Annotated in this window: 26 protein-coding genes; 10 read left to right on the top strand and 16 right to left on the bottom strand. The window is 63.7% G+C overall.

Annotated elements, in window-relative coordinates:
* Positions 1-2: 2 nt before the first annotated feature.
* From HH213_RS05815 to HH213_RS05760, 12 genes are all read right to left on the bottom strand, one after another.
* Positions 3-977 (bottom strand): type II secretion system F family protein, encoded by a 975-nt coding sequence (locus HH213_RS05815; protein WP_110845012.1) that lies wholly within the window; start codon positions 975-977, stop codon positions 3-5.
* Positions 978-985: 8 nt separating this feature from the next.
* Positions 986-2,323, bottom strand: coding sequence for a TadA family conjugal transfer-associated ATPase (locus HH213_RS05810; protein ID WP_110845644.1), 1,338 nt, complete (start codon positions 2,321-2,323; stop codon positions 986-988).
* 22 nt (positions 2,324-2,345) lie between these two features.
* Positions 2,346-3,515 (bottom strand): CpaE/TadZ family protein, encoded by a 1,170-nt coding sequence (locus HH213_RS05805; RefSeq protein ID WP_110845011.1) that lies wholly within the window; start codon positions 3,513-3,515, stop codon positions 2,346-2,348.
* 39 nt (positions 3,516-3,554) lie between these two features.
* Positions 3,555-3,836, bottom strand: coding sequence for a hypothetical protein (locus HH213_RS05800; protein ID WP_110845010.1), 282 nt, complete (start codon positions 3,834-3,836; stop codon positions 3,555-3,557).
* Positions 3,833-5,341, bottom strand: coding sequence for a type II and III secretion system protein family protein (locus HH213_RS05795; protein ID WP_169111351.1), 1,509 nt, complete (start codon positions 5,339-5,341; stop codon positions 3,833-3,835). Before HH213_RS05795 ends, HH213_RS05800 begins: the two co-directional genes overlap by 4 nt.
* 21 nt (positions 5,342-5,362) lie before the next feature.
* On the bottom strand, positions 5,363-6,220 hold the full coding sequence (gene cpaB / locus HH213_RS05790; protein WP_169111349.1) for a Flp pilus assembly protein CpaB: 858 nt from the start codon (positions 6,218-6,220) through the stop codon (positions 5,363-5,365).
* 15 nt (positions 6,221-6,235) lie between these two features.
* A complete protein-coding gene (locus HH213_RS05785) occupies positions 6,236-7,645 on the bottom strand; it encodes a DUF8689 domain-containing protein (protein ID WP_110845007.1) in 1,410 nt (469 codons plus the stop codon).
* A 98-nt stretch (positions 7,646-7,743) separates the two neighbouring features.
* Complete coding sequence (locus HH213_RS05780) at positions 7,744-8,316, bottom strand: prepilin peptidase (RefSeq protein WP_169111347.1); 573 nt, start codon at positions 8,314-8,316, stop codon at positions 7,744-7,746.
* Positions 8,317-8,425: 109 nt separating this feature from the next.
* On the bottom strand, positions 8,426-8,599 hold the full coding sequence (locus HH213_RS05775; protein ID WP_110845005.1) for a Flp family type IVb pilin: 174 nt from the start codon (positions 8,597-8,599) through the stop codon (positions 8,426-8,428).
* Positions 8,600-8,674: 75 nt separating this feature from the next.
* Positions 8,675-8,818 (bottom strand): Flp family type IVb pilin, encoded by a 144-nt coding sequence (locus HH213_RS05770; protein WP_158288029.1) that lies wholly within the window; start codon positions 8,816-8,818, stop codon positions 8,675-8,677.
* A 187-nt stretch (positions 8,819-9,005) separates the two neighbouring features.
* Positions 9,006-9,671, bottom strand: a complete 666-nt coding sequence (locus HH213_RS05765) for a response regulator (protein WP_110845004.1) — start codon at positions 9,669-9,671, stop codon at positions 9,006-9,008.
* A 12-nt stretch (positions 9,672-9,683) separates the two neighbouring features.
* Positions 9,684-11,372 carry a sensor histidine kinase gene (locus HH213_RS05760; protein ID WP_146235876.1) on the bottom strand — a complete coding sequence of 563 codons (1,689 nt, stop codon included), beginning with the start codon at positions 11,370-11,372 and terminating at the stop codon, positions 9,684-9,686.
* Between the two features lie 392 nt (positions 11,373-11,764).
* Between HH213_RS05760 and HH213_RS05755 the strand changes: the two genes are divergently transcribed.
* The 3 genes from HH213_RS05755 to HH213_RS05745 are packed head-to-tail and all read left to right on the top strand — an operon-like array spanning position 11,765 to position 14,258.
* A complete protein-coding gene (locus tag HH213_RS05755) occupies positions 11,765-12,202 on the top strand; it encodes a TadE family protein (protein ID WP_229263315.1) in 438 nt (145 codons plus the stop codon).
* Positions 12,199-12,846 (top strand): TadE/TadG family type IV pilus assembly protein, encoded by a 648-nt coding sequence (locus tag HH213_RS05750; RefSeq protein ID WP_169111345.1) that lies wholly within the window; start codon positions 12,199-12,201, stop codon positions 12,844-12,846. The genes HH213_RS05755 and HH213_RS05750 overlap by 4 nt, the downstream gene beginning before the upstream one ends.
* Positions 12,847-12,848: 2 nt before the next feature.
* Positions 12,849-14,258, top strand: coding sequence for a TadE/TadG family type IV pilus assembly protein (locus HH213_RS05745; RefSeq protein WP_110845000.1), 1,410 nt, complete (start codon positions 12,849-12,851; stop codon positions 14,256-14,258).
* A gap of 3 nt (positions 14,259-14,261) precedes the next feature.
* Here the strand turns inward: HH213_RS05745 and HH213_RS05740 are convergent, their stop codons facing one another.
* Positions 14,262-14,948: a hypothetical protein gene (locus HH213_RS05740; RefSeq protein ID WP_169111343.1), complete on the bottom strand. Its 687-nt coding sequence runs from the start codon at positions 14,946-14,948 to the stop codon at positions 14,262-14,264.
* 178 nt (positions 14,949-15,126) lie between these two features.
* On the opposite strand from HH213_RS05740, the gene HH213_RS05735 reads away from it, so the two are divergent.
* Entirely contained in the window at positions 15,127-16,047 is a 921-nt protein-coding gene (locus tag HH213_RS05735; RefSeq protein ID WP_169109982.1) for a hypothetical protein, read from the top strand.
* Between the two features lie 8 nt (positions 16,048-16,055).
* Here the strand turns inward: HH213_RS05735 and HH213_RS05730 are convergent, their stop codons facing one another.
* A complete protein-coding gene (locus HH213_RS05730; RefSeq protein ID WP_169111341.1) occupies positions 16,056-16,955 on the bottom strand; it encodes a LysR family transcriptional regulator in 900 nt (299 codons plus the stop codon).
* Between the two features lie 106 nt (positions 16,956-17,061).
* Here HH213_RS05730 and HH213_RS05725 point away from each other — a divergent pair, with 106 nt between their 5' ends.
* The 6 genes from HH213_RS05725 to HH213_RS05700 all read left to right on the top strand — a co-directional run bounded on the left by HH213_RS05725 (position 17,062) and on the right by HH213_RS05700 (position 23,768).
* Positions 17,062-17,910: an aldo/keto reductase family oxidoreductase gene (locus tag HH213_RS05725; RefSeq protein ID WP_169111339.1), complete on the top strand. Its 849-nt coding sequence runs from the start codon at positions 17,062-17,064 to the stop codon at positions 17,908-17,910.
* A 224-nt stretch (positions 17,911-18,134) separates the two neighbouring features.
* On the top strand, positions 18,135-19,715 hold the full coding sequence (locus tag HH213_RS05720; RefSeq protein ID WP_110844995.1) for an isocitrate lyase: 1,581 nt from the start codon (positions 18,135-18,137) through the stop codon (positions 19,713-19,715).
* A gap of 125 nt (positions 19,716-19,840) precedes the next feature.
* Positions 19,841-20,602, top strand: a complete 762-nt coding sequence (locus tag HH213_RS05715) for a class I SAM-dependent methyltransferase (protein ID WP_229263314.1) — start codon at positions 19,841-19,843, stop codon at positions 20,600-20,602.
* A 3-nt stretch (positions 20,603-20,605) separates the two neighbouring features.
* Positions 20,606-20,992, top strand: a complete 387-nt coding sequence (locus tag HH213_RS05710) for a ribosomal maturation YjgA family protein (RefSeq protein WP_229263313.1) — start codon at positions 20,606-20,608, stop codon at positions 20,990-20,992.
* Positions 20,993-21,282: 290 nt separating this feature from the next.
* A complete protein-coding gene (locus HH213_RS05705) occupies positions 21,283-23,163 on the top strand; it encodes a S53 family peptidase (protein WP_169111337.1) in 1,881 nt (626 codons plus the stop codon).
* A gap of 65 nt (positions 23,164-23,228) precedes the next feature.
* Entirely contained in the window at positions 23,229-23,768 is a 540-nt protein-coding gene (locus tag HH213_RS05700; protein ID WP_169111335.1) for an FxDxF family PEP-CTERM protein, read from the top strand.
* Positions 23,769-23,816: 48 nt separating this feature from the next.
* Here the strand turns inward: HH213_RS05700 and HH213_RS05695 are convergent, their stop codons facing one another.
* On the bottom strand, positions 23,817-24,053 hold the full coding sequence (locus tag HH213_RS05695) for a hypothetical protein (RefSeq protein ID WP_169111333.1): 237 nt from the start codon (positions 24,051-24,053) through the stop codon (positions 23,817-23,819).
* Positions 24,054-24,081: 28 nt separating this feature from the next.
* A complete protein-coding gene (rng, locus tag HH213_RS05690) occupies positions 24,082-25,548 on the bottom strand; it encodes a ribonuclease G (protein ID WP_161058103.1) in 1,467 nt (488 codons plus the stop codon).
* Positions 25,549-25,602: the final 54 nt, after the last annotated feature.

Raw genomic sequence — 25,602 nt, 5'->3', positions numbered from 1 at the left:
CCTCAGACCCGGACCTGGGTAATGCGGCGCGTAGCGAACATGCCGATCACCATCAGGATGCCGACGATGGTCATCATCTTCTGGCCCAGCGGGTCGGTAAACAGTGGCGCCAGCGTTTGTGGATTGGTCAGCCCGATAAACCCGGCCATGGCGAATGGCAGCGAACTCAGCACCCAGGCCGACATGCGGCCCTCGGCGCTCATCACGCGGATCTGGCCGAGCAGCTTGAGGCGGTCGCGGATGATCGCGCTGATCGACGTCAGCAGGTCGGTCAGGTTGCCGCCGGTCTCGCGCTGGATCAGCACGGCGATGACGAAATAGCGCAAGTCGGTGCTGGGCACGCGGGTGGCCAGGTTCATCAGCGCATCCGGCATGGCGACGCCGAAATTGACTTCGTCGAACACCGCGCGGAACTCGCCGCCGAGCGGATCGGCCAGCTCTTCGCCGACCATTTTCAGCGCGGTTGGGAAGGCGTGGCCGGCGCGCATGGCGCGGCTCATCATGTCCAGCGCATCGGGCAGCATGGCTTCGATCCGGGTCAGGCGCTTGCTTTTGGCGCGGTTGGCTTCCAGCAGCGGCAGCCCGGCAAAGCCGAGCGCCAGCAGCAGGCGTAACAGCCACGGCAGGTGCATGCCGGACAGGATGATCAGCCCCAGCAGCCAGCAGCCGCCCATCAGCACCAGCAGTTGCGCGGTGGTCATGCTGCGGCCGGTTTGCAGCAGCAGGCGGTCCAGGCGCTGGATGCCGGGCAGCCGTTGCAGCAGTTTTTGCAGGCCGGGATCGCGGCTCAGCACGCGTTCCTTGGTGATCGACACCGCCAGTTCGCTGCCTTCGTCGCCGATGGCGTTGCGCAGGCGGCGCGCGACCCGCTCGGCTTCCGGGCCGCGGGTGGTGTTCCAGCCGCTGTAGACGCCCCACACCAGCAGCGCCACGGCGCCGAAGATCAGCAGGCCAAACAAGAGCAAACGGATATCCATGATGGGACCTAGCGGTTGACCGGATCGAACACGTTGGCCGACACCGTCACGCCGAAGTTGCGCAGGCGCTCGATGAAGCGCGGCCGCACGCCGCTGGCGGTGTGGTGGCCCAGCACGGTGCCGTCGTCGGCCAGCCCGGTCTGTTTGAAGGCGAAGATTTCCTGCATGGTGATGATCTCGCCCTCCATGCCGGTGACTTCCTGGATCGACATCACCTTGCGCTTGCCGTCGGTCTGGCGCGAGACCTGCACCACCACCCCCACGGCCGAACTGATCTGCTGGCGCATGGCCTTGGTTGGCAGGTTGGCGGCCGCCATGCTGATCATGTTCTCCAGCCGGGTCAGGGCGTCGCGCGGGGTGTTGGCGTGGATGGTGGCCATCGAGCCTTCGTGGCCGGTGTTCATCGCGCCCAGCATGTCGAGCGCCTCGGCGCCGCGCACCTCGCCCAGGATGATGCGGTCGGGGCGCATGCGCAGCGCATTGCGCACCAGCGCCCGCTGCGACACTTCGCCCTTGCCTTCGATATTGGCCGGGCGGGTTTCCAGCCGCACCACGTGCGGCTGCTGCAGTTGCAGCTCGGCCGCGTCTTCCACCGTGACGATGCGCTCGGTGCGGCCGATGAAGCCGGAAATCACGTTCAGCATGGTGGTCTTGCCGGAGCCGGTGCCGCCGGAAATCAGGATGTTGACCTTGGCCTTGCCCAGCCCTTGCAGCACCTCGGCCATATCGGCCGTCATGCTGCCGTAGGCCACCAGGTCGGCCAGCCGCAGCGGGTCGGCCGAAAAGCGCCGGATCGACATGATCGGACCATCGATCGCCAGCGGCGGGATGATGGCGTTGACGCGCGAGCCATCCGGCAGGCGGGCGTCGACCATTGGGCTGGACTCGTCGATGCGGCGGCCCACCCGTGAGACGATCTTGTCGATGATCTTCATCAGGTGGGCGTCGTCGCTGAAGGTGACGTCGGTCAGCTCCAGCTTGCCGCGCCGTTCGACATAGATCTGGCGGTAGGTATTGACCAGGATGTCCGACACGGTCGGGTCTTCCAGCAGCGGTTCCAGTGGGCCAAAGCCCAGCATCTCATTCTGGATGTCGCGCGTCAGCGTCTTGCGTTCGGCGTCGTTGATCACCACCGCGTCTTCTTCCAGCAGTTTCTCGACCAGGTTGCGCAGCTCGGTGCGCAACTGGTCCTGGGTCAGCCGCTGCATGCTTTCCAGGTCGACCCGGTCGAGCAGCGCGGCGTGCAGCCGCTGCTTGAGCTTCTGGTAGGCGCGGTTGTCGATGCCGGTGACGCGCTGGCCGGCGACGCGGGCTTCGCCGCTCTCCAGCCGTTCACGCAATGAAATCGGGGTGCTCATGGTTCAATCCTTATTTGCGCGGCAGCAGCTTGGACAGCCAGCCGCCGCCCTGAGCTTCCGGCGCCGCTTCGCCGGTCAGGGTGCGGGCCAGTGCCGCCAGCGCCAGGCTCAATGGACTGCTCGGCGACAGCTTCAGCACCGGCACGCCCTGGTTGACCGAGGCGGCGGCCGCATCGTAATGGTTGGGGAAGGTGATATTGACGTCGGCGTCAAACGCGCCTTCCAGGTCTTGCAGGCGGATCTCGCCGCCCTTGTCGTAGCGGTTGACCGCCAGGTGGATTTTCTCCTTGCCGTATTCCAGCGAACGGAACACGTTGAGCAGGCGCTTGCCGTCGCGGATATACGGCAGCGTGGTCTGCAGAATCGGGTAGATATGGTCGGCATGGTCGAGCGCGCGGATGCTGACCGCGTCCAGGCTGCGGCCGACGTCGAGCAGAATGAAATCGTACTGGCGGCGCGCCAGCTTGAGGATGGCGTCGATGTGGTCGGGCTTGACGTCGTTGGCGTGGGCCGGATCGGACGGCGCCGCCAGCACGCCATAGTTGGGCGTCACGCTCAGCATGCTGGACGACAGGAACGACGGGTCCAGCCGGTGGATCTGCTGCGCCACATCGCTCAGCGTGGCCAGCGGCTTGTGGTCGGAGACGAACAGCGAGGCGTCACCGAACTGCAGGTTCATGTCGATCAGCGCCACCTTGTGCTTGCCGCTGGCGGCCAGCGCGTAGCCCAGATTGGTGGCGAGGAAGGTGGCGCCGCTGCCGCCCTTGCACGAGATGAACGCCAGCACCTTGCCGCTGACCTGGCCGCGCCGCTCCAGCTTTTCGCCGATGCGTTCGATGGCCGGATACAGCGTGGTGCTGGTGGCCGGCGACGGCAGCACTTCGCGCACGCCGGCGCGCATCGCCTGCATCAGGAATTCCGGATCGCGCTCGGTGCACAGCGCCACGCAGGCGATGCGCGGATACTGCGCCGAGAAGCGCTCCAGATTTTCCAGGTCGCCATCCTCGCGCGATGGCCGGTCGAGGATCAGCACGTCCGGCAGCTGTTCGTCGGTTAGCGTGGCGGCGCGCGTGACGCCCCCCACCAAGTGGTCGATTTCATCGGCGGGCGAGCGCGCGCGCAACATGCGCATCACTTCGGCCAGGTGTCGCTCATCGCGGGAAATGACTGCTATCTTCAATTTGGTTCCTGCATGCTCGTGAGTGGGCGGATGCGGCGGCTACCTGGTGGCGCCGATGCTGAAACTGTTTTGCTGCTGTTCCGGGCTGGCATACGAACGCTGGTAATTGTCGTAGGCGCTCTTGGCTGCCTGGGCGTCGAGGCCGTTGACCGGGGCGCGGTTGTCGCGCGCCTGCGGATTGAGCGTTTGCTGCGCCAGCGCCAGGCGCACGCTGCTGCCGAAATTGCGGTCGACCCGCGGCGTCAGCGCACAGGCGCCGAGACTGGCCGCCATCGCCATCACGGCCAGCAGTCGGGCGGTCGGAAAGAGAAAAGTTTTCATGGGCGGTCCTGTGGGGCGGCGGGGGCCGGCGGCGGCGTGCCTTCCATTTTGCCGCGCAAGAAGAAATCGGCGCGGTTGGGCGGCGTGTAGTCGTCGGTCGGCAGCTTGTGGTCGGGTGGCAGCGGTTGCGCCAGGTGCGGCGTGACGATGAACACCAGTTCGGTGCGGTCGCTCTGGAAGTCGCTGCTGCGGAACAGCGCGCCGAGGATCGGAATTTCACCCAGGCCGGGGAAGGCCTTGATGCTGGTGGTCACATTGTTCTTGATCAGGCCGCCGATAGCGAAACTCTGGCCGTCGTACAGCTGCACCGTGGTGCTGGCGCGGCGCGTGGTAAACGACGGCAGCACGGCGGTGGCGGTGGCGCCGGTGGCCGAGATGCCGATGCCTTCGCGGTTCAGTTCGGACACCTCGGGCGACACGCGCAGATTGATGCGGCCGCCTTCCAGCACGGTCGGCGTGAACTTGACCGCCACGCCGTATTCTTTTTCTTCCAGCGTCACGCGGCCGGAGCCGCTGGTGCTGTCCTGCGCCACCGGAATGAAGATTTTGCCGCCGGCCAGGAAGCTGGCCTCCTGGCCGCTGATCGCCATCACCGTCGGCTCGGCCAGGATCTTGATCAGGCCGTCGTTCTTTTGGGCGTCCAGCGTGGCGAACTTGCCGTTGGCGCGGTTGAAGGCGTCGAGTTTGTTCGGATTGCCGCTGAGCAGATTCGACAGCAGCGTATAGGTCCAGTTGCCGGCGGTGCCGGTCAGGCCGACGCTGGCGCCCAGCTGGTCGACCAGGGTCTTGGAAATTTCGGCGATGCGCACTTCCAGCATCACCTGTTGCGGCGCGGCGATGGCCAGCATATTGATGACGCGTCCGCTGTTCTGGCCTGAACCCTGGCTGGCGGCGGGATCGGCGGCGGGGGCGGCGGCGGCCGGCGCACCGGCGCCAGCGCTGGCATTGGCGGCGGCCGCTGGTGCGGCACCGCCAGCATTGCCGCTGCTGCGGCTGCTGCGCTGCAGGTGAGCGCTGGCGACGGCGACGATCTGCGCCGCCCGCACCGAGTCGGCCACCGTGCCCGACAGGATCAACGAGCCGCCCGAGACCGTCATGCGGATGTCTTTTTCAGTCGGGAACAGCTGGTCGAACTGCTGGCGCAGCAGGCTGGTGTCGAGGCCGACCACGATGTCGATGATGGTGGCCTGGTTGGCCTTGTTCCAGACGATTAGATTGGTGGTGCCGCTGGCTTTGCCCAGCATGTACACCTCGCTCGGATTGATCAGGATGACGTCGGCAATGTGGGCGTCGCCGACCGCCAGCCGGGCGGCCGGGAACGGCAGGTGCATCAGCGTCGACTTGCCTTCCGAGAGCGTCATCTGCGCCGCCAGTTCCACGCTGGTGGTCTGGCCCGGTGCGCTGGCCGGGGCGGTCTTGACTGCGGCGGCCTGGGCCGGGGCGATGGCCAGCAGCGCGGCCAGCAGGGCGACTTGCAGCGGCGTGGCCGGGTAAGGAACGGACATCAATCAGTCTCCTGGTTAGCTTTAAAATTGTTGTGAACTACGGTCCAGGCCCTTGATGACTTCGATGGTCTCGCCGCGCGGCGCCGGCTTGGCCACGGGCGCGTGCACCGCCGCCGGCGGTGGCGGCGGCGCCGATGGCGGCGCGCTCACGGCCGGCCGCTGCGGCTTGCCGTCATCCAGCAGCGAACTCTTGGTCGCGCCCTCGGTGTTGGCCACTTGCGGGTCGACCTGGTTGCGCAGCACCAGCGACAGGGTGCCGACGCTGCGCGCCAGGTCCAGCTTCTCGACCTGCTCGGGCGTCAGTTCCAGCGTCACCGCGTTCACCACTTTTGGCTTGGTGTCGTCGCGGTTGGACTCCTGCGCGATCGCCAGCACCAGGATACGTTCCAGCACAATTTTGGAAATCGCCTGGTCGCGCGGCGCATTGTCGCCGCGGTAGTCGCTCTGGGTGTTGACCAGGATGTCGACGAAATTGCCGGGCAGCGCAAAGCCGGCCACGCCGACCACGTCGTTGACGCGCACCGTCATCGCGCGCTTGCCGGCCGCCACCACGGCCGACAGGCCGCCGGTGGTGCCGGCCGGCGCCAGCTTGCCTTCGGTGATCGGTTCGCCGCGCTGGATATTGGTGCGGGTGATGCGGCCGTCGGTCGACTTGAGGTCGACCAGCGCGCCGGGCGGCATCGAGTTGGTCGGCCAGTCGACCATGTGCACCAGCTCGGGCGTGACGCGCGCGCCCATGCTGATGTCGAGCAGCGCCACCGCCACCTTGTTGCTGTTGGTGGCCGACTGGCCGGCGATCCATTGCGCCGCCAGCACCACGGCGCCCAGTGCCATCACCAGCGCCACTGCAATCATTGTCAAGGCCCGCGTATTTCTCATGCTGTACTTTCTCGGTTATCCCAAAATCGGGGAGTCGCGTCGTTCGCGCTCCTTTTTTTGCTGTTCGGCCGCGACACGTCGCGCGCCGGCGCCAGCGAAATAATTTTGCCAGGCCCAGTCGAGCGAGCGCCGGTCGATTTTCGGCTGCGTGTTTTCATAGCGCGCCAGATCGCGCACTTGGCGGATCAGGTCGCGCGGATAACAGGCCAGCAACGGCGTCTGGTCCTTGGCATGGTGTTCGTTGAGCAGATACGCGAAGGCGTCGGCGTCGAACGCCATGCCGTGCGCGGTGCAGGCCTGGCGAAACAGCAGCTCATATTCCGCCTGGGTTTGGGGCGGGACTTCAATCTTGTAACCCAGTCGGCGCAAGAAGGCGCCGTCGGACAATCGTTCAGGAAGAAAGTTCGAGGAGAATACCACGACGACATCGAACGGCACCTGAAAAACCAGTCCCGTGTGCAAAGAAAGATAGTCGACGCCACGGTCCATCGGCACGATCCAGCGGTTCATCAGTTCCAGCGGCGAGCAGCGCTGCCGTCCCAGGTCGTCGATGATGAAGATGCCGTTGTTGGCTTTCAGGTGCGGCGGCGCCTGGTACAGGCGGGTGTTGGCGTCGAAGCGCAGGTCCAGCATCTCCATGGTCAGTTCGCCGCCGGTCAGCGCGGTCGGCCGCTGCAGGCCGCGTACCCAGCGCGCATCCAGCGTGCGGTTGCGGTCGCCGAACTCAATGGAGATGGTGTCGCCCGGCGCGCTGGCTGCCGCCGCCACCGGCTGGTGCTGCACCGGATCGTAGAACGGCACCACCTCGGCGTCGATCATGATCGCGTAGGGCACGGCAATCGCGCCGTGCAGCAGGCCGCACAGGCGCTCGGCCAGGAAGGTCTTGCCGCTGCCGGCCTGGCCGTAGATGAACATCGCGCGGCCGGAATTCATGGCCGCGCCCATCTGGTCCAGCACGCCCTGGCTGGCGACCACGTCGCTGAAGGCGCCGGCGACATCGGCGCGCGTCACATGCAGGTGGCGCACGCTCTGGGTGGCGACCTGCGCCACGTAGGCGGCCAGCGTCACCGGCGCCGGGCCGGCGTAGGCGTTGCGGTTGAGGCAGGCGGTGGCGCGCAGCGCGCCGGCATCGGTCAGGTGATAGGTGAGGTCGGCGTCAGTGCCGCTGTGGCCGCTGCGCGTGACTTCGCACAGCTTTTCATCGCGCAGGAAAGTCACCAGCGGCGTGATGACGCTGATGCTGAGTTTGATATGGACCGCCAGTTCGGGCAGCCGCACCTGGCCGCGCTGGAATAGTACCTTGAGCACCAGCTCGGTGAGGAACAAGAACGACAAACCGGTTTCTTCGACGCTGCGCGGCGCGCGGGCGTCGGCGGGAGCGCTGGATTCTGCAGCAGTGGCGACTAAGCCGTGCTCAGCTTGCATGAGGTCCTTGATAGTTAGCGGTCAACAATTTTGTTGATTTGAAAATTATATCGCCAGCAAGGGCTAGCGCCTGCACCTTGTTGTAAAAAAAAGACTGTTCAGACCAGCGCGTTGCCGGTCAGCGCGCCCGCCACCAGCCACGGCAGCGTGCCGGCGGCGATCGCCACCGCATACGGCAGGCGGCCGCTGGCTTCGGCCGGCGCGTCGAACTGCAGGCGTTCGCCGCTCAGGTTGCGGAACATGGCATGCACGCCCATCTGGTAGGTATTGCGCAGCAAGTGACGCAGGCGGCCAGTGGCGGCCGCCACCGCCAGCGCCAGCACGCCGCCCGCCAGCAACGTCAGCGCGGTGCACACCAGCACCCCGTGCGGGCCGACGAAGGCGCCCACCATGGCCATCATCTTGACGTCGCCGGCGCCGAGCGTGCGCAGCATATACATGGGCAGCAGCAGGCCGAGGCCGGCGCCGAGACCGGCCAGCGACATCAGGAAGCCGAGGCCGCCGAACGGCGTGGTGAACAGGCTGTCGCCGGCCGGGTAGGCGCTGTTCAGTGCCACGCCCAGCAGGGCGCCGCCGAACACCAGCAGATTCGGAATGCGGCGCGTGCGCACATCGTTCCACACGGCCAGCGCAAGCAGGCAGCACAGCAAAATCAGAGGCAGTCGGGTCATGGCGCGGGGCGGGATAGAGGATGAACAATGTTACCGCAGCAGACATCGCTTGCGGGCAAAAAAAAGCGGACCTGCAGGTGCAGGTCCGCTTTCTTGAAGCAAGCGAGGCTTAGACAGCGGTGCCGCCCAGTGCGACCAGAACAGCGTTCAGTTTGGTTTTGACTTGGGTACCGATGTTGGTGAAGACCACGCCCACGATGGCGGCGATGGCGCCAGCGATCAGTGCGTATTCCATGGCGGTGACACCGGATTCGTCCTGGATGAAGTTTTTGATGGCGTTCATGATAGTTTCCTTGATATCTGTGGGTTAAATTAAGTTTGTGTACATCGTCAATTCAACTAAAACGGGGTTCAGGTTTTAGGTCCTAAAAAATGCGAGCAGCGCGATGATGACGATCACCGATCCGAGAGCTGTCATCAGTGCGTATTCCATCAGGGTGGCGCCGTGCGTGTGGCGGATAAAGCGGCCGACGCGGTGTGCCTTACTGATTGAACGCTGCATGCTGATGCTCCTGTTAGCCTTTCGGTCCGTTGCCGGTTCAGCCGGTACAACACCGCTGCTGATGTAATGAATTCTACGGAAGCCCCGGCGGCGTGACATCCGACAGATGTCACTTTGTGGGCAGGAGGATGGTCACGATTTGCACGGCGGCAGGCGTGACATTTGTCACGCCTGCCGCCGCCGGCCGTCATTGCAGGCCGTGGCGGGTGGCGTAGACGTACAGTTCCAGGCGGTTGGCGACGCCCAGTTTCTGATAGATCGAGGTCAGGTTGTTGCGCAGCGTCGGTTCGGCGATGAATAGCTTGGCCGCCAGCTCCTTGTTGGCGGCGCCATTGCTCTCGACCACGATGGCGACGATCTTGCGTTCCTTCGGCGTCAGCGTGGCGATGCGCGCAGCTTCCGGATCGGCCTTGACCGGCGCCGGCTGGGCCAGCAGCGCGCCCATCAGGCTGGCGTCCAGGTGCATTTCGCCGGCATGCACCCGTTCGATGGCCTTGATCACCTGGTCGGCCGGCGCTTCCTTGCTGAGCACGCCGCGCGCGCCGAGCTTGACGGCTTGCGCCAGCAGCGACTGGTCGCGGTTGCCGCTGAGGATCAGCACGCGCGCGCCGCTGTCCTGCAGCAGTTGCGGCAGCACTTCCAGCGAGCTGCGGCCTTCGAGGTCGAGGTCGAGCACGATCAGGTCCGGCCGCAGGCGGCTGGCTTCGCGCAAGGCGCTGTCGTTGTTGTGGGCGGTGCCCACCAGCCGCAGCGCGGCGCCGGCGCCTTCGATCAGTTTTTCCAGCCCCCACAACATGGTCTTGTGGTCGTCGACCAGCATGATGCGGATCGGAGTAGCAGTGGTAGTGGTCATTTCTAGTCTGGGTCAGACCGGAATGGTGATGTTGACCGCAGTGGCGCCGGGCGCCGCGCGGTCGATCGTGATCGTTCCACCGAGCGCTGCAGTGCGCTCGGCGATCGATCCTGGCAGGAATGGGGCCGGTGGACCTTCCGGTGTTTCATTTTCAATGCGGATGCGTAGCTGGTCATCGACGGTGCTTAGGTAGATGCGCCCGCTACGCGCGCGGGTGTGTTTACGGATGTTGCTCATGCCTTCATTGACGATCTGGAACACCTCGGCCGCCAGCCGGTCGCTGACGCGCAGGCCGTCGGCGGCATCGACCGCGATCGCCAGGCCGTAAAATTCCTGGACCTGCCTGGCCTGGCGCCGCAGCGCCACGAGCAATTCGTGTTCCTGCCGGGCTGCACCTTCCCGCACGGTTTTGGCAAACGTCCGCATGTCGGTGATGACCTGGCTCGTCATGTCCAGTAGTTTATCGAGTTCCGGCACACTTGGGTGTTCTGATTGCATGCTCTGGCGAATCGCACTGATGCCGTGGCGCAGGCCGATGTAGGGCTGGATCGTGGTGTCATGCAAGTCACGGGCGATTTTTTGCCGCTCGCGGAACGCCGCGTCCGAGGCCAGCCGGTCCAGCAGCACGATGTTTTCGATCACCGGGAAGAACTGCGCCGCCAGTTGCCGCAGGAAGGCGGCGTCGCCGCGCGTCAGGCGGTAGCCGGCCGATACCACGTACAGCCGGCCTTCGCCCTTGCGCAGCGGCAGCGGCACGCTGACGAACGAGGCCGCATCGAGCAGGTCGACCAGATTGGCCAGTTCGGCGGGCGGCAGCTTGCGCCACGCCGGATCGCCGCCGTCGCGCACCCGCGCCTCGACCGTGCCGCCCAGGCGCGGATGCAGCGCGCGGGCGAATTGCACCATGGTGCGCGGACCAAACGCCAGCAGCGGCGCCGCGGCGGCGTCGGATAAATGCGACAGTGTGACCTTGTCCCCGGTCGCCGAATGCAGCTGCCACAGGTCGTCGGCGCCGCTGCGCATCAGCAGCAGGCAGTTGCTGGCGTGGTAAAAACGCCCGGTCTGCTGCAGCATCGAGGCGATGGTCTGGTCGACGCCGAAGCGCGGATTGGATAGCTGGCTGACCCGCCGCAGCAAGCTCAGACGGCGACGCTGCGACAAGCCCATGCCGCCCCAGTAGGAAATCATATAGCCCAGCGCCAGCAGGAAGGTGGCGCGCAGCAGCAGGTGGGCCTGGTCAGTGCTCTGGTCCGCCAGCCAGGTCGACAGGGCCAGCACCAGCGCCGCCGCCAGCGTGATGCGGGCGCCTTCGTCAAAGCCCCACTGGAACGAGGCGGTCAGGATCACGAAAAAGAAAAACGGGAAGAAGAAGCTGTTGGTGCCGCCGCTGCAGTACACCATCAGGCCATACCAGCCGAGATCGAGCCAGTACACCACTTTGCCGTGCCAGAACGGCGTGCGGTGGCGGCGCGCGGCCACCAGCAGCGTTACGCTATGCACCAGGTAGGCGCTGAACACCAGCCATGGCAGCAGGCCCGGCGCGCCGGGATTGCCCAGGTCGGCCGGAGCGATGGTCAACGTCAGCAGTGCGGACAACGCCAGCAGCAGACGCATGATGAACACCATCGAGGCGCCGGCGACATCGCCGTTGCGGCCATGAAGGCTATCAATGTCGCTTGCTTGCTGAGTAAGGTCGTCCAATGTCGTTCGCGTGGGCGTATGGATTAAATAATATTAACTTAGTTGCTCTACTTGCAATTGCGCGAGTCTACTCATAGAATCGGGTCCTGTCCAGCGCCGTTTTGGCGGCGCTTGACCTGACCCGCTGCCGTGCCAGGGCGACAGGTGTTGTGCGCGACTGACTTGATACTTGAAATCAACTTTAAATGAAAAGACGAAACATTCAAATCAGGCTACAATGCGCCATCGCCACCTCAATCCCGTGACGCCGCCGCGCCTGCAACAGGTTGCCGGCCGCCGTTTCGCCGTGCCGCGCAGTGCGCGCCGCCGCCCGTTTCCCTTCTTTTACGCTTCACGGACGCCAGGTCATGAGAGTACATAATTTCAGGTCACGCCGAGCCGGCGGATCGACGGTGGTTGAGTTTGCGCTGGTGGCGCCCATCGTGCTGCTGCTGATGTGCGCGATTCTGGAATTCAGCCTGCTGTTCTTCACCACGATGACGATGCAATACGCGGTGCGCGAAGCCGCGCGCTACGGCGTCACCGGCCAGTCCGACAAGGACCCGAGCGGCGGCAACCAGCGCTACAAGGCGGTGCTGCAGGTGCTGCGCGATAACTCGGTGGGCATGTACGATATGGTGTCGCCGGTGATCACCGTCAACGGCACCACCTATGCCACCACGTCGGCGTATTCCAACACCATGTTCGGCGCGCCGGGCGACATCGTGTCGATCCGCGTCGATTGCAGCTGGAAATTCGTGACGCCGCTGATCGGCGCCCTGTTCAAGGACGGCAAGCTGAGCTTCACGGTGGGCGCGACCATGCTGAACGAAACGTGGAATTCATTATGATGGCCGAACTGGTTCAACCTGGCCGCGCGCGCCGGCGGCAGCGCGGCATCGCGGCGCTGGAACTGGCGCTGATGCTGCCGATCATCGTGGTGCTGTTCATGGGCCTGGTCGATATCGCGCGCGGCATCCAGGCCAATATGATCCTGATTAACATCGGCCGCGAAGCGGCCAATCTGGCGTCGCGTTCGCCGGGGCAGCTGTCCGACAATGCGCAAATCATCATGAAGGCGGTGACGGACTCGGCGCCGCCGCTGAATATGAACCAGCAGGGCATGATCTACATCACGCGCATCGTCGGCCAGAAAACCGGGACCGCCAGCACGCCTACCCGCACCATCGTCGATGCGCAATTCCGCTGGGACGATAGCGCCAACAACCGTGGCTACCGCGTCAGCGGCTATGCGCCGCTGAGCAAAGTCTGGAACTGCGGGAACTGGGCTGGCTCGACCGGCGGCAGCTGCACGGTGCCCAGCGGCAGCAGCGCGCCGGTGATTTCGCTGCTCAGCAATCAATTGGCTGATGGCCAGGTGGTGTATGCGGTCGAAGTCTTCTACAAATTCAACATGGTGTTTTCGCCGATCACGTTGGGATCGACCGGCACCGGAACCATCGGTCCAGACCTTTACTCAATGTCGGTATTCTGATCATGCGCATTCATACACGTCAACAACAGGGAGCGGTGATGCCGCTGGTGGTGCTCGGTCTCATGGTGCTGATCATGGCGGTCGGCCTGGCGTTCAGCGCCGGTCTCAGCTACATGATCAAGGCCAGGCTGAATGCCGCCACCGACTCGGCCGGCCTGGCGGCGGCGAACGCCATCAGCCAGGGCACGACCCAGGCGGAACAGATCACCTTCGCCAAGAACGCCGCCACCAACTTTTTCAATGCTAACTTCCCGGCCGGCTACCTGGGCTCGACCGGCAAGCTGGGCGACGTGTCGGTGACTTTTGACAACAACGCGGTCACCGTCTCGGTGTCGGCCTCGGCCACCATGCCGGCGACCCTGCTCGGCACCAACCTGAGCGGTCCGCTGACGCCCAGCGTGACGACCCAGACGGTGCGCAAGAACCTGGATATGGTGCTGACGCTGGATACCTCGGGATCGCTGAGTTCCAGCGGCGCGACGGTGCGCAGTTCGGCCATCACCTTCCTCAATCAGTTCAATATCAATCAGGACCGGGTGGGACTGGTGCATTTCGCCTTCGGCTCGGTGGTGGATGATGCGATCCGGACCACGGTGGGCGCGCGCGGTTTCGACCGCGTCAGCATGACCAATCACATCAATGACACCAAAGCGTTCAGGTTCGAAGGCTCGACCGCTTCGGTGGAGGGCATGTGGCGGGCGCGGGATCAATTGAACAGTGTACCGACGACCAATCTGAACCGTTCCAACCTGCGGGTGATCGTGTTCTTCTCGGATGGCGCCCCGAACTCGTTTGCCGCCTATCTCAACTGGAAAACGCCAAGCGACTGCACCGTGGCGGGCACGATCGCCACCGACGATGACGGCAGCGGTGAACCGTATGGCCTGTACAGCCCGGACGCGACTTACACCGCTTCGCCTGACAAATGCAACACCTATAACTACTATGGCTACAATTATCAGAAGGGGAAGTACAACTACGAGTTGTCGGCCAAGGTGGACTCCTTGCCGGACTGGTACAACGGCCATAATCTGCCCACCAATCCCAACGATCCGAACGCGCGCGATTTCAAGATCGTGACCAATTCGCCGCGCGTGGTGACCAACGCCATCACCTACCAGAACGTCAACCGTGCCGCGCGTAATCTGGTGGAAGCGATGGCGGCGAAGTCACAGGATGAAGGGATCTACGTGTTCACGCTGGGCCTGGGATCGCAATTGAAGGCCGCTTCCGGTTTCGATGGCGAAAAGGGGGAGGACACGCTGAAATGCATGGCCAATTCGGTGGACGCGCCGGCGCGCTGCGCGCGTCCCACCAAGCCGATGGGCGTCTACTGCTACGCCGCCACCCAGTCCGACCTGACGCCATGCTTTGGCAAGCTGGCGTCGGCCATCATGCGGATTACCAAGTAAGTCTTAGTGCACCGCCGGCGCGGTCGCTGCCAGCGCCGGCGCCTTGTGGGTAAATGACATCAGCTCCCAGCTGTCGCGGCTGTAGAGCCGGCCGGCGGCGTCGGCGTCCTGGTAGTCCAGCTTGACGTAGTTGCTGAGCGTCGGCACAAACCACACGGTCTCGGTCAGCTTGCCGCCGATCTTGCTGCTGTCGTTGACGTCGGCATACTGGGCCTCGACCACGATCTTCAGCGCGTCGAACTCGCCAGCCGGCACCCGCACTTTTTCCCAGTCCACCACTTTGCCCTTGATCGCATAGCGCCATTGCTTGCCGGCCTTGCTGTTATCGCCGAGCACATCGTTGCTCCATTCGGCGCCGGGCGCCAGCGGGAACACGTAGCGCGTGAACGACGGCGCGAAATGCATGCCGCCGCGCTCGACCGGATTCATCTCGGGGGTGAATAACTGCGTGCTGATCAGGGCGCCGCTGGCGGCACGCTTGATCGCCACGTGGATGCCGGCGTCGTCAATCGCCGCCACTTCCATGCGGTTGATGTTGCCCTTGGCCCCTTTCCATACATCGGTATATTGATAGGTCCACGAATCGCCGACCGCCTGTGCCGGGGCCGGCACCGCTTCGTGGTTGCCCGCGTGCGCGAGTGCGCACGGCAGGATGAAACAGAGCACTGCAAACGAACGTTTGATGGTCATGCTGTCTCCTTTATTGTGATTTGTGCATTGAATATAGCACAAGGTTGGAGCAGTGCAAGCTGCATGTAACGCCGGAAAACAGTGTCAAAAAGTTTGAACCCGTTGCGCGCCGGCGACGAATAGCTAGGTGTCCGCCCAATCCACGCGGTCGCCAACCTATACACTTAAAGGAATCACCATGCGCGCATTTCACCTGACTTTGACCGCAATCCCCCTGGCCCTTGCGCTCACCCTGAGCGCCTGCGGCGGCGGCGGCGGCAGCGATACCGATACCGCCGCCGTCACGCCGCCCGTGACGACGCCGCCGGTCACTACGCCGCCTGTCACAACCCCGCCGGTGACCACGCCGCCGGCCACCACCGGCAACGACCTGAGCTCGTTCGCCGTGGCCTGGGCCAGCTTCCAGATGCTGGAATCGGTGCAGGCGCTGCAATTGACCGCCGGCGGCAGCGGCAACTGCGGCGCGGGCGGCACTACCGCCTACGACGCGAATAAGGCCACGCAGACGCTGAACCGTTGCAAGCTGAACGAAATGCCGTACCAGCTGTACAGCGGTACCAGCACCGTCAAGCAATTGACCGCCAATGCCGACCACACGCTGGTGGTGGCGCAGCTGACCGCGCCGGCGATCGATGTGTTGGACACCGACGGCGCGCTGGAGTTCAAGCTGGTCGGCGGCGATATTAACGGCACCATGCAGGACAACGGTAGCGACGACAGTTACTTCTACAACTCCACCCAGTTGCAATTCCGCGCCGGCGCTTCGACCAATTACACCATCAGCAACGCCGGCAGCACCTCGACCGTGATCGTCTTCGTTGCCGGCAAGCCGGAGCGCAGCACCAACAACCTGGTGTACACCGTCAGCAACGGCAAGGACAGCTGGCAGGTCAGTGTGATGAGCCCGGTGCATGAGGCCGGCGACAACCGTCCCGACCGTGGCCAACTGATGATCACCCGCCTCGGCGCCACCCAAGCGTTGCAGGCCGTGTTGGGTAGCAACGGCGTGACCCTGTCCGGCGGCGAGCAGAATCAGACCCAGACCTATGGCTGGACCGACGCCAGCCTGCGCGCCGCTATCGCGACCGCTACCCAGTAAGCGCCGACTTACCAGCGCATGGTCTGGATGAAATCGGCGAAGGCGCGTAGCGGCGCCGGCAGATAGCGGCGGCCGGGGTAGTACAGCGACGGCCCGCTGAAGGCCGGCCACCAGCGTTCCAGCACCGGCGCCAGTTCACCGCGTTCCATATACGGTCGCAGCCAGTCCTCGAACAGGTAGACCAGGCCGCTGCCGGCCAGCGCTGCATCGACCGCAAGGTCGGCGCCGGCGCCCAGGCTGACAATCAGCGGGCCGGCCGGCTCGATCACCACCGTGCGGCCCTTGTTGTGGAACTCCCAGGCCGGCATAGCGCCGCTGGAAAAGCGTCCGCGCAGGCAGATGTGCTGCAACAAGTCCTGCGGCTTCTTCGGCAGCCCATGCTGCTGCAGATAGGCCGGCGACGCCGCCAGCGCCATGCGCTGCGTGCGCGGGCCGATCGGCAGCGCCACCATATCCTGTTCCATGCGCTCGCCGTAGCGGATGCCGGCGTCGCAGCCCGAGCGCAGCAGGTCGACAAAGCTGTCCTCCACCGTGACCTCGACGCAGATCTCCGGATAGGCCGCCATGAACGGCGGCAGAATGCGCGGCAGGATCAGCTTTGACGCACTCAAAGGCACGTTGAGGCGCAGCCGTCCGGCAGGGCGGTCGCGGAAGCCGTTCACCACATCCAGCGCCGAGGTGACCGCGTCCAGCGCCGGCGTCAGCTGCTCCAGCAGGCGCTGGCCGGCTTCGGTGGCGGCCACGCTGCGGGTGGTGCGGTGGAGCAGGCGCACGCCCAGTTGCGCCTCCAGCCGCCGCACCGCCTCGCTCAGTTGCGACGCGCTGCTGCCGCTCTGGCGCGCCGCTTCGCGAAAGCCGCCATGCGTGGCCACCGCCACGAAGGCGCCGATGTCCTGTAATTCCGCCATTTTTGGATTGTCCTGTTTTCGGCACAAGCTGTGCCACTGTGATGTATTGTCGCACAGCAGAAAGCTGCCTAGACTGTGTTCATTCACTCATCCACAGGAGAACACCATGAGCACCTTTCAACTCGGCGACCTGACTGTCAACCGCATGGGCTATGGCGCCATGCAACTGGCCGGCCCGCACGTGTTCGGCCCGCCGAAGGACCGCGAGGCGGCGCTGGCCGTGCTGCGCGACACCGTGGCCAACGGCATCAACCACATCGACACCAGCGATTTCTACGGCCCGCACGTGACCAATCAGCTGATCCGCGAAGCGCTGCACCCGTATGCGGACGATCTGACCATCGTCACGAAGGTCGGCGCCTTCCGGGATGCAGAAGGCGGCTGGCTGCCGGCGCAATCGCCGCAGCAACTGGAAGCGGCTGTGCATGACAATCTGCGCAACCTCGGACTGGACGTGCTGGACGTGGTCAACATGCGCCTGATGTTTGACGTGATGGGGCCGGCCGAAGGCGACATCGAAGCCCACATCAATGCGCTGGCCGGCTTGCAACAGCGCGGCCTGATCCGCCACATCGGCCTGAGCAACGCCACCGCCGCGCAAGTGCGGCAGGCGCGCAGCATCGCTCCCATTGTCTGCGTGCAGAACCAGTACAACCTGGTGCACCGCCATGACGACGCCATGATCGATGAGCTGGCGCAAGACGGCATCGCCTACGTGCCGTTCTTCCCGCTGGGCGGTTTCTCGCCGCTGCAATCGTCGCAGCTGGCCGAGGTGGCGGCCGAGCTGGACGCTACGCCGATGCAAGTCGCGCTGGCCTGGCTGCTGCAACGTGCGCCGAACATCCTGCTGATTCCCGGCACGTCGTCGGTGGCCCATCTGCGCCAGAACATCGCCGCCGCCACGCTGGTGCTGCCTCCGGCAGCGCTGCGCAAGCTGGACAGCATCAAGAGCTGAAAACGCCTTCCACATTATGGGATGCGGCATGATGGGCTGCCGCATCTTTTTTTCCATTTTTTGAAAAGACGTTTCACATCAAGAAAAGTGTGGTCTATCTCATTGAAAAATAACGAATAAATTTAACTTATATGTCTTATATAAGACTTGGTGCAACGCATCAGAATGTCCTACTATTTAGTCATACGGTTTTGCTTATTTGTGTTTTTCTTTAGGAGATAAAAATGTCCCAGTACCAAGACGACATCAAGGCAGTTGGCGCTTTGAAAGAGCAACAAGGTTCCGCCTGGAACGCCATCAATCCCGAGTCCGCCGCCCGCATGCGCGCGCAGAACAAATTCAAAACCGGCCTGGACATTGCCAAATACACGGCTGGCATCATGCGCGCCGACATGGCAGCCTACGACGCCGATCCAAGCAAATACACCCAGTCGCTGGGCTGCTGGCACGGTTTCATCGGCCAGCAAAAAATGATCTCGATTAAAAAGCACTTCAACAGCACCGACCGCCGCTACCTGTACCTGTCGGGCTGGATGGTTGCCGCGCTGCGCTCGGAATTCGGCCCGCTGCCGGACCAGTCGATGCATGAAAAAACCGCTGTTTCGGCGCTGATCAAAGAGCTGTACACCTTCCTGCGCCAGGCCGATGCGCGGGAACTGGGCGGCTTGTTCCGCCAGCTGGACGCCGCCGAAGGCCCGGCCAAGGCCGCCATCCAGGACAAGATCGACAACCACGTCACCCACGTGGTGCCGATCATCGCCGACATCGACGCCGGCTTCGGCAATGCGGAAGCGACCTACCTGCTGGCCAAGCAGTTCATCGAAGCGGGCGCCTGCTGCATCCAGATCGAAAACCAGGTATCGGACGAGAAGCAGTGCGGTCACCAGGACGGCAAGGTCACCGTGCCGCATGAAGACTTCCTGGCCAAGATCCGCGCCATCCGCTACGCCTTCCTGGAACTGGGCGTGGACAACGGCATCATCGTCGCCCGCACCGACTCGCTGGGCGCCGGCCTGACCAAGCAGATTGCCGTCACCGCCGAGCCGGGCGACCTGGGCGACCAGTACAACGCCTTCCTTGACTGCGAAGAAGTGTCGGCCGATGCGCTGGGCAATGGCGACGTCATCATCAAACGCGAAGGCAAGCTGCTGCGTCCTAAGCGCCTGCCGAGCAACCTGTTCCAGTTCCGCGCCGGCAGCGGCGAGGCGCGCTGCGTGCTGGATTGCATCACCTCGCTGCAAAACGGCGCCGACCTGCTGTGGATCGAAACCGAGAAACCGCACATCGCGCAGATCGGCGGCATGGTCAGCGAAATCCGCAAGGTCATCCCGAACGCCAAGCTGGTGTACAACAACAGCCCGTCGTTTAACTGGACGCTGAATTTCCGCCAGCAGGTGTACGACGCCTTCAAAGCCGAAGGCAAGGACGTCTCCGCCTACGAGCGCACCCAGCTGATGAGCGTGGAATATGACGAGAGCGAGCTGGCCAAGGTGGCCGATGAAAAGATCCGCACCTTCCAGGCCGACGCCGCGCGCGAAGCGGGCATCTTCCACCACCTGATCACGCTGCCGACCTACCACACCGCTGCGCTGTCGACCGACAACCTCGCCAAGGACTACTTCGGCGACCAGGGCATGCTGGGCTACGTGGCCGGCGTGCAGCGCAAGGAAATCCGCCAGGGCATCGCCTGCGTCAAGCACCAGAATATGTCCGGCTCGGACATCGGCGACGACCACAAGGATTACTTCAGCGGCGAAGCGGCCCTGAAGGCGGCCGGCAAAGACAACACGATGAACCAGTTCTAAACACCGGTTCACGCACCACTTCAAGCTCGCTTCGGCGAGCTTTTTTTTATGCAGTAAGATAGCGCTGCCGCGCGACGTGTGCGGAAAAATCAGGAAAGGTCCGATCCATGAAATCAGTATTGTTCTTGAAGTCAGCGCTCGTGACGCTGGCGGTTGCACCGGTGTTGTGGTCCGTGCCGGCTCAGGCACAGGCGCCGTCGGCGGCGGTGACGGCGGCGGTTGCCGATAAGGCCCGGCCGGAAAAAGATGTGCAGCAGGATGCAGTGCGTCATCCGGCCGAGCTGGTCGCTTTCGCCAAGGTCAAGGCGGGGGATACGGTGGTCGATGTCTGGCCGGGCGGCGGCTACTGGTCGCGCCTGTTCTCCACGGTGGTTGGCCCCAAGGGCAAGGTGTACGCCTATGTGCCGGCCGAGATTACCGGCTTCAAGTCCGATCCGCTGGCGCTGGCCAAAGCTATCTCTACCGAAGCCGGACACGGCAATGTCGAGGCGACTTCTTACCCGGCCGCCGAGCAGCCTGCAGCCGATATGGTCAACAAGGTGGATGTGGTCTGGACCTTCGAGAACTACCACGACCTGCATGACAGCTTCATGAAAGGCGCCGATGTGAACGCCTTCAACCAGGCCGTCTTCAAGCGCCTGAAATCGGGCGGCTACTACATCGTTGCCGACCATGCCGCCGCTGCCGGAACCGGCTTGAAAAACACCGAAGACCTGCACCGTATCGATCCGGCCACGGTGAAAGCCGAAGTGGAAAAAGCCGGCTTTGTGCTGGATGGCGAAAGCACCGTGCTGGCCGTCGCCGGCGACGACCACCAGCTGAAAATCTTCGACCCGGCCATACGCGGCAAGACCGACCGTTTTGTGCTGCGCTTTAAAAAGCCCTGACGCGTGGCACGAAATCGGCTGCTGTATTGCGGCATCACGTTGGCTGTCATTGCGATCGGCCTGGCGTCGCGGCGTTTTCCGATGATGTTGCCCGCTGCGGCGGGCAAGTATCCGGGTGACGTACTGTGGACCATGATGGTGTTTTTTGGTCTCGCCGTTATCTGGCCGAGACTTGGCGTCATGCGGCTTACCGCTGGTGCGCTGGTGATTTCGTATGCGGTTGAATTCAGCCAGCTGTACCAGGCACCGTGGATCAATGCGGTACGCGCACATCCGCTTGGGCACCTGGTGCTGGGTTCCACCTTCAACTGGCCCGACCTGGCGGCCTATGCCATCGGCGCTTTACTGGCCATGCTGCTCGAGTTGTCCATCAGACAGTTTGCTGCGTGACATAACTACAACATTTGTATCGATTTGTATCAAATCTATAACAGCTAGCGTCGCGCCGCATTTAATCATTCGCTACCCGCTTGCAAGCCGCAGCACGCGCGTTTTCCCTCTGGCGCCCGCTACATCATGAATTTCCTTCAAGTAAAAACACTGGCATCCCTGTAACTATGCGGATTTTCCGTCTATCAATGCTCGGGAAAATATGTATAAATTTCAACAACGGAATGCTAGAGTGGTGTGTCAAAAATCATCACATTCATTGACATTCATACCAGCCGATAAGGGATCAAATGAAGACTAAGCTTCTGATAGTGTGTGCCGCCATCGCGGCCGTAGCGGGTAGCTCGCAGGCCATCACTCTGCCGGGTACAACTCCCCTGACCAAACCGCGCGTCGCTGCCGATACGCGGATCGTCGACCTCGGTCTGGCCGCCTCGACCGATGTGAAGACCATCTCGCTGTCGCTGGCGGTCCGCAACGCCGACCAGCTGGATACGTTCATCGCTAGCCTGGCCGATCCGACCAGCACCAACTTCCGCAAATTCATCACCCCGCAGCAGTTTGCCGCCAACTACGGCCAAAGCGCGGAATCGGTGGCCAGCGTCGTCAGCTACCTGAAGTCCAAAGGCTTCACGATCAACAAGGTGTTTGGCAATAACCTGCAGATCACCGCCACCGGCACCAATGCCCAGATTAGCGCCGCCTTCGGCGCCAGCGTGCACAACTACTCGCTGCTGGGTAACCGCTTCCAGGCCGCCGCCACCACGCCCACCATCCCGACCGCGCTGGCGTCGGTCGTGAAGGCGGTCAACGGCATCAGCACCCGCGCGCTGTTCAACAAGCATTCGACTGCCGTGCCGCGCACCGGCGCCCTGGCTGGCGACGTCAATCTGAAAGTGGCGGGCGCCATCGGCGGCACCCCGGGCCAGTACACCACCACCGATCTGGCGGCCAAGTACAACATCAATCCGCTGTACGCGCGCGGCATCACCGGCGCCGGCAAGACCATCGGCATCGCCACGCTGGCCGGCTATCTGCAATCGGACGCCTTCGCTTACTGGAACCAGCTCGGCCTGAGCGTCGACAGCAAGCGCATCACCGACGTGCTGGTCGACGGCGGCCCGCGTCCGCAGGACGGTCCGGGCTCGGACGGCGCCGGCGAAACCACGCTGGACGTGCAGCAGTCGGGCGGGGTGGCGCCGGGCGCCAAGCTGCGCGTTTACCTGGCGCCGAATACCGACGCCGGCTTCATTGACGTGTTTGCGCAAGCGGTGGACGAGAACCTGGTCGACGTGCTGTCGGTCAGTTGGGGCAATCCGGAAGTGTATTTCGACGATCCTACTATCGCTGCCTTCCATGCCGTATTCCAGCAGGCGGCCGCACAAGGCATTCCGGTGATCGCCGCCTCCGGCGACGCCGGCGCGTTCGATATCAACCGTTCGCTGCCATATCCGGCGTGCACCACGCTGCTGGGGGTCGACTTCCCGGCCGCCGATCCGCTGGTGCTGGCCGCCGGCGGCACCACGCTGCCGAATACTGCCGTGCGTAAATACGGCACCGTCACCGTGCCGACCGAGCGCGCCTGGGGCTGGGACTACCAGAAAGACTACATCGTCAAGTACTACGGTACCGATCTGTACTACGCCAGCTACCTGGCCGTAGGCGGCGGCGGCGGCGTCAGCTCGGTCTACGCTGCGCCGTCGTACCAGAAGAACCTGGCCGGAGTGCAGAAAACCGCCGCTGCGCAATCGCTGGTGTGCGAAAACGCGGTGTTCGACCAAGGCGCCGGCTATGGCGACTACCTCGACCTCCCGGCCAACCTCCCTGGCCGCAACCTGCCGGACGTGTCGCTCAATGCCGACCCGTACAGCGGTTATGCGGTGTACGTCAACGGCGCCTGGTCGACCGGTTCGGGCGGCACCAGCTTCGTCTCGCCGCAGCTGAACGGCATCCTGACCCTGATCAGCGCCGGCATCAACGGCCGCGTCGGACCGATCAATCCGCAGCTGTACAGCGCCTTCAAGACCTACGGCTATGGCGCCGGATCGCCGTTCAAGCCGATTACCGCCGGCACCAACCAGTTCTATCCAGCCACCGCCAGCTACAACCCGGCCACCGGCCTCGGTTCGCTGGACGTGAACGCGCTGGCCAAGGCGCTGGGCCTCAAGTAAGCACTACCTGGACGGCGCCCGGGTGGCCGCCGTCTTTTTCCTGACCTTTTAGATATGGATAGCACATGAAATTCTTCAAGCAACTCATCGTTACCGTCGCGCTGGCCATGAGCGCCTTCGCCGCCCATGCGGACACCTTTATCAACAAAGACATCGGCGTACCAGGCGACTTCGACAATACCTGGACCTTCCTCGGCTCGACCGACACCGCGCACGCGGCCGGCCAGATGTTCGAAGACTTCTTCATCTTCAACGTGCCCGATACGCAGTACATCTCGGTCACGCTGACCTCCCTGTTGCGCGGCAAGTCGGATGGCGTCAACTTCCTGGGTGGCGGCTTCCTCATTTACACCTACAGCGATGGCGACGTGGTGGCCGCAGTCGACGCCACCAAATCCAACACCGTTACCGGCGACGCATGGCTGTTGGGCAGCGGCACCTACGGCCTGTATGTGGCCGGCACCTATCTGCTCAACGGCGGCAACTACGGCGGCCAGATCCTGGGCACGCCAGTGACGGCCGTACCGGAGCCATCGAGCATCTTGATGCTGCTGGCAGGCATGGCGCTGGTGGCGGGCGTGGCCCAACGCCGTCGCCGCAGCTAAGCGCTTTTACGGTATTGAAAGCCGCGCTGCCGCGCGGCTTTTTTTATGTCAGCGCGACGGCAGGCCGCGCGACTCCGCGCACGGGTCGTTCTCGTCTGGAATGTGGCGCACCTTGCTGGTGGCGGTGGTGGTCGCGGCCGGCGCGGCGCCGCAGGCAGTGCGGGCGTTGCTGCCATTGCTGCCATTGCTGGCGGCGCTGACCGGCGGCGCCGCCTCCTGCTTGGCCGGCGCACAGGCGCTAAGACACAGCAGCATCAGCCAGCGGGGAAGGGCGGAAGAGGTCATGGCGACTCCACAAACGTTCGGTGTGTAGTTACATCAAAATGACGTCGTACTGTTCCTGGTCGTAGGCGGTTTCCACTTGCAGTGAAATCTTCTTGCCGATGAAATCGCCCAGCATCGCCAGGTGCTGGGATTCCTCTTCCAGGAACATATCCACCACCTCCTGCGAGGCGAGGATGCGGAATTCGCGCGGATTGAACTGCTTGGCTTCGCGCAGCAGTTCGCGCAGGATTTCGTAGCAAATGGTGCGCGAGGTTTTCACCTGACCTTTGCCGTGGCAGGCCGGGCATGGTTCGCACAGGATGTGCGCCAGCGATTCGCGGGTGCGTTTGCGCGTCATTTCCACCAGCCCCAGCGCCGAGAAGTTGCTGACCGAGACCTTGGTGCGGTCGCGCGACAGCGCTTTCTTCAACTCGCCCAGCACGGCGTTGCGGTGCTCGGTGTTCTCCATGTCGATGAAGTCGAGGATGATGATGCCGCCCAGGTTGCGCAAGCGCAGCTGGCGGGCGATCGCGTGCGCCGCTTCCAGATTGGTCTTGAAAATCGTATCGGCGAAATTGCGTCCGCCCACAAAGCCACCAGTGTTGACGTCGATGGTGGTCATGGCTTCGGTCTGGTCGACGATCAGATAGCCGCCCGATTTCAGGTCCACGCGCCGGCCCAGCGCGCGCAGAATTTCTTCTTCCACGCCATACAGGTCGAACAGCGGCCGTTCGCCGGTGTAGTGGTGCAGCCGTGGCAGCACGCCCGGCGTGTAAGCCTGGCCGAATTCCTGCAGGTTCAGATAGTTCTCGCGCGAGTCGACCTGGATGGTGGCGGTTTCGTCCTGCACGAAGTCACGCAGCACGCGCTGGGCCAGGCTCAAGTCCTGGTGCAGCAGCGTGGTGGCCGGCTTGGTGCGGGCACCGTGGGTGATCGCGGCCCAGGTCTTGCGCAGGTAGTCGACATCGGCGGCGATGTCCGGATCGGAGGCTTCTTCCGCCTGCGTGCGGATGATGTAGCCGCCTTTTTCATCCTTCGGCAGCAGGCTTTGCAAACGCGTGCGCAGCGCTTCGCGTTCGGCTTCCTTTTCAATTTTTTGCGAGACGCCGATATGGCCATCCTGCGGCAGGTACACCAGCATGCGGCCGGCGATCGAGATCTGCGTCGACAGGCGCGCGCCCTTGGTGCCGATCGGGTCCTTGATCACCTGTACGGTCAGCACCTGGCCGTCGAACAGCAGCTTCTCGATTGGCGTCGGGGTGGCGTTGTTGCCGCCATCGTGCGGGCGGGCTTCCCAGATATCGGCCACGTGCAAAAACGCGGCGCGTTCCAGGCCGATGTCGATAAAGGCGGATTGCATGCCGGGCAGCACGCGGACCACTTTGCCGGAATACACGTTACCGGCCAGGCCGCGCGTGAGCGTACGCTCGATATGGAGTTCCTGCACTGCGCCCTGGACGATCAGGGCGACGCGGGTTTCCTGCGGGGTGATGTTGATCAGGATGTCTTCGTTCATGCCCTGATCATACACGGGCGCGTGCAGACCGCCAACCCGCACCGGCCAGCGGGG

Source organism: Duganella dendranthematis, assembly GCF_012849375.1.
Classification (GTDB): domain Bacteria; phylum Pseudomonadota; class Gammaproteobacteria; order Burkholderiales; family Burkholderiaceae_D; genus Rugamonas; species Rugamonas dendranthematis.
Note: the sequence above shows the minus strand (reverse complement) of the source record. Positions and strands in the feature narration are given on the sequence as shown.

Coding starts and splice junctions, on each gene's coding strand:
- HH213_RS05780 (WP_169111347.1), bottom strand. CDS start 8,316: ATGACCCGACTGCCTCTGATTTTGCTGTGCTGCCTGCTTGCGCTGGCC.
- rng (WP_161058103.1), bottom strand. CDS start 25,548: ATGAACGAAGACATCCTGATCAACATCACCCCGCAGGAAACCCGCGTC.
- HH213_RS05720 (WP_110844995.1), top strand. CDS start 18,135: ATGTCCCAGTACCAAGACGACATCAAGGCAGTTGGCGCTTTGAAAGAG.
- HH213_RS05700 (WP_169111335.1), top strand. CDS start 23,229: ATGAAATTCTTCAAGCAACTCATCGTTACCGTCGCGCTGGCCATGAGC.
- HH213_RS05695 (WP_169111333.1), bottom strand. CDS start 24,053: ATGACCTCTTCCGCCCTTCCCCGCTGGCTGATGCTGCTGTGTCTTAGC.
- HH213_RS05795 (WP_169111351.1), bottom strand. CDS start 5,341: ATGTCCGTTCCTTACCCGGCCACGCCGCTGCAAGTCGCCCTGCTGGCC.
- HH213_RS05740 (WP_169111343.1), bottom strand. CDS start 14,948: ATGACCATCAAACGTTCGTTTGCAGTGCTCTGTTTCATCCTGCCGTGC.
- HH213_RS05745 (WP_110845000.1), top strand. CDS start 12,849: ATGCGCATTCATACACGTCAACAACAGGGAGCGGTGATGCCGCTGGTG.
- HH213_RS05705 (WP_169111337.1), top strand. CDS start 21,283: ATGAAGACTAAGCTTCTGATAGTGTGTGCCGCCATCGCGGCCGTAGCG.
- HH213_RS05785 (WP_110845007.1), bottom strand. CDS start 7,645: ATGCAAGCTGAGCACGGCTTAGTCGCCACTGCTGCAGAATCCAGCGCT.
- HH213_RS05815 (WP_110845012.1), bottom strand. CDS start 977: ATGGATATCCGTTTGCTCTTGTTTGGCCTGCTGATCTTCGGCGCCGTG.
- HH213_RS05765 (WP_110845004.1), bottom strand. CDS start 9,671: ATGACCACTACCACTGCTACTCCGATCCGCATCATGCTGGTCGACGAC.
- HH213_RS05730 (WP_169111341.1), bottom strand. CDS start 16,955: ATGGCGGAATTACAGGACATCGGCGCCTTCGTGGCGGTGGCCACGCAT.
- HH213_RS05735 (WP_169109982.1), top strand. CDS start 15,127: ATGCGCGCATTTCACCTGACTTTGACCGCAATCCCCCTGGCCCTTGCG.
- HH213_RS05770 (WP_158288029.1), bottom strand. CDS start 8,818: ATGCAGCGTTCAATCAGTAAGGCACACCGCGTCGGCCGCTTTATCCGC.
- HH213_RS05800 (WP_110845010.1), bottom strand. CDS start 3,836: ATGAAAACTTTTCTCTTTCCGACCGCCCGACTGCTGGCCGTGATGGCG.
- HH213_RS05725 (WP_169111339.1), top strand. CDS start 17,062: ATGAGCACCTTTCAACTCGGCGACCTGACTGTCAACCGCATGGGCTAT.
- HH213_RS05750 (WP_169111345.1), top strand. CDS start 12,199: ATGATGGCCGAACTGGTTCAACCTGGCCGCGCGCGCCGGCGGCAGCGC.
- cpaB (WP_169111349.1), bottom strand. CDS start 6,220: ATGAGAAATACGCGGGCCTTGACAATGATTGCAGTGGCGCTGGTGATG.
- HH213_RS05775 (WP_110845005.1), bottom strand. CDS start 8,599: ATGAACGCCATCAAAAACTTCATCCAGGACGAATCCGGTGTCACCGCC.